Origin of the sequence: Paracoccus sp. FO-3, assembly GCF_006386455.1 — a bacterium.
Taxonomy (GTDB): Bacteria; Pseudomonadota; Alphaproteobacteria; order Rhodobacterales; family Rhodobacteraceae; genus Paracoccus; species Paracoccus versutus.
Map to the genome: position 1 here is coordinate 1 of NZ_VCBQ01000213.1, position 2,984 is coordinate 2,984.

General features: G+C 53.7%; 2 protein-coding genes. One reads left to right on the forward strand and one right to left on the reverse strand.

The genetic code is table 11. From position 1 onward, the window contains the following. Positions 1-26: 26 nt before the first annotated feature. The gene (locus FE811_RS26295; RefSeq protein WP_140849448.1) at positions 27-1,076 is read right to left on the reverse strand and encodes an ISAs1 family transposase; all 1,050 of its coding nucleotides are present in this window, start codon (positions 1,074-1,076) and stop codon (positions 27-29) included. 265 nt (positions 1,077-1,341) lie between these two features. Here FE811_RS26295 and FE811_RS26300 point away from each other — a divergent pair, with 265 nt between their 5' ends. After that, entirely contained in the window at positions 1,342-2,775 is a 1,434-nt protein-coding gene (locus FE811_RS26300; protein ID WP_140849451.1) for an amidase, read from the forward strand. The last annotated feature ends 209 nt before the right edge of the window (positions 2,776-2,984 follow it).

Consider the following 2,984-nt stretch of genomic DNA (forward strand, 5'->3'; position numbering starts at 1 on the left):
CGGACACTTAGAAGAAACGCATCGTCCTAACCGGCCCGTTTGAGCTTGATGGAGAGCGAGCCCTTGGAAATATCACGTCGCGCGAGGTCGAGTGCGCGGCGGCGCAGGATGGCGATGTTGGCGGGGCCGTTATCCTTACGGTTGCGGGCTGCGTCCTCCCTGAACGATACGTCAAGCTGCCAATGCAGGGCGTTTTCAATCCCCCAATGGGCACGGACGGCGGCCATGAAGGCGGCGGGTTCCCGCACCCATGACAGCGCAAAATAGCGGGTCTCGGTTTGCGCCTTTCCGGAGGTTTCTCTATGGGCCTCGATCCGACCAAATGCTTTCAGACCGGGGAATTCATGGTGCTCTGCCAGACCTTTGGCCGAAACCACCAGGCCCGAGCGGGTTTCCTTACGACCATGCCCAGTGTCCTGCTGCCGCACAGCCGGGTGGTCTGTCTCAGCCTTGCCGAAGCAGGATCGGGCGTCGGAGAGAAGGGAGTCCTGATTGGCTTTCAGTGCAAGGCAGTAGTCGCCTCCACCGTCCATAATCGCTGCAACCGTGCGGCGATTGCAGTGCAGCGCATCCGCGGTCACAACCTTGCCCTTGAGCGCGATCAGGCCCAGCACCTCAAGCCCTGCGTCCAGTTCGCGACCCTGATCGGCAGCCACTGTCGCAAGCGTCAGACGCAAGCGGGCGGCATAGGCGGACACCATCATCCGCGTCCGAGCGCTCTCCCCCCTGTCGCGTGCGCCACGCAACGCCTTGCAATCGATTGCGATGACATCCCCCTCACGCAGAAGGGCGGCGACGTCAGCCAGAACCCGTCCGAAGGCGGCATCAAGAGCCTTGGGGTCAATCATCCGAAACACGGCCGAGAACGTGTCGTGCGATGGAATGGCGTGTTTAAGTTTCAAGAAGCCGTTGAAAACACGCTCTTTCGCCCGACCAAAGGCCGCCATCTCGGCACAACTGGTCGCGCCGCAGAGCACGGAGACGAAGGCTATAACGAGAAGCTCTCCAAGGTCGTGTCGCGCGTTCTCGGCGCGAGGATCAGGAACGTCATCGAAGGCGGAAAGGAAGATGTCCATGGTCGCAGCGAGCTCCAAGAGATGAATCCCTCCTCCAGAATCGATCCCGCCCTGAGCTGCAAGAGGTTCAGATCAGGCAGTCAGTGCCAAATGTGATTCCCGTGTCCGGGATGAAACACCTATCTGATCATTGGTGAATTACCCCAGAGGTTCTCGCGGCAGCAATCGCCGATGCGAGCAATACCCATTTCCGGGTATTGCTCGCTTGGATGGAAGACCCGATACTCACAATCGATGGCCTGAAATTCACATAAAGGAGAATACTATGGATGCCTCGGAAGTTGACCTTTGTTATTTGTCTGCGTCAGAAGCTATTGCAGCGTTCAAAGCTAAGAAAGTCTCTCCAGTAGAGATCTTGGAAGCCCAGATAAAGAGAATTGAAGCAATAAATGGTCAAATAAATGCGCTAACCTATAGGTTCTTTGAGAAAGCACTCGAGCAGGCCCACAAGGCAGAAGCGCTATATGCTAAAGGAAATGCAACAAGACCGCTCGAGGGGATCACCTGCGCGATCAAAGATTTCCACGCAGTTAAAGGAGAAATCACTACTTTTGGATCAAAGGTGTACGAAGATTTTCGACCAGACCAAACTGCTCCTGCGGTAGAGCGATTGCTTGACGCCGGTGCGATTATGCACTGCCGAACAACAACGCCGGAATTCGCCTACAACGCGACCACGCACAGCCCGCTATGGGGGGTCACCCGCAATCCGTGGAACCCCGCGTATAGCCCAGGCGGCTCTTCTGGCGGTGCGGGTGCTGCTGTATCAGGCGGGATGACAACACTGGCCGACGGGACCGACGGAGGTGGTTCTGTTCGTATTCCTGCTTCCTGTTCAGGAATTTATGGGTTTAAGCCCCCTTTTGGGCGAAATCCAACTGATCGCGAACATCCCGAAGAAGCAGTCTTGCATTATGGCGGCTTGGCCCGCAGTGTTGCAGACTTGGTGCTGATGCAAAATGTCATGTCTGGGCCACACTTGGCGGACAAGAACACGCTCAGGGAAAAGCTAGTTCTTCCTGATCGATTTGAAGGCATCAAGGGTTGGAAAATCGCACTTTCGATGGATCTTGGATATTTTGAAGTTGACGAGCAAGTTCAGAAGAACACGCTGGCTGCAGCCGAAGTGTTTAGAAGCCTCGGGTGTACAGTTGAAGAGATCGATTTGGGCTGGGGAGAAGAAGCGTTTGACGCTTGGCTTGTGAACTGGGAAGGTCTATTTTTCGCGTTGGAAGGTGACAAGCTGGAAACATCGGCGAATATGCTGGACCCGTTTGTCAAGAAGATTCTGGAAAAAGGTCGAGGTCATTCGCTATCTCGGATGTATGGCGTAAAAAGAACTCAGTTTGAAATGTATGAGAAGCTGGGGCCGGTTCTGGAAAAATATGACATACTTATCGCTCCGACTGTAGCACTGCCTTCAGTAAAAGCGGATCATAATAATAATGGCCCACTTCAAATTAATGGGAAAGATGTTGACCCATATATGGGTTGGTTTATGACCTATCCATTCAACATGGTCAGCCAGGTTCCGATCATGAGCGTTCCAACAGGTTGGTGTGAAAAGACAAACGTTCCGACCGGCATGCAAATTGTCGGACGAACATTTGACGATACTAGAGTATTTCGTGCTTCTGCTGCATTTGAAGCGGCGACTCAGCCTTGGAAGAAGCGCCCCGACATATCTCGATGGGCCTGAGCTCACAACGGCCTGCAGGACACTATTTGAAATATTACCGCCCCAGCCTGGAGATTTGGGGCGGTATAATGTTCCGCCGCGATCAAAACTATGAAAGAGGTATTCGCCGTACCGCATCTTCCAAGTTTAAGAAACCTTGAAAAATCTCAAATGTTCTGCATGATCTTGTAGGGTTGGATTTAACCCCACATTCTCCAAGTAAGTCGCTG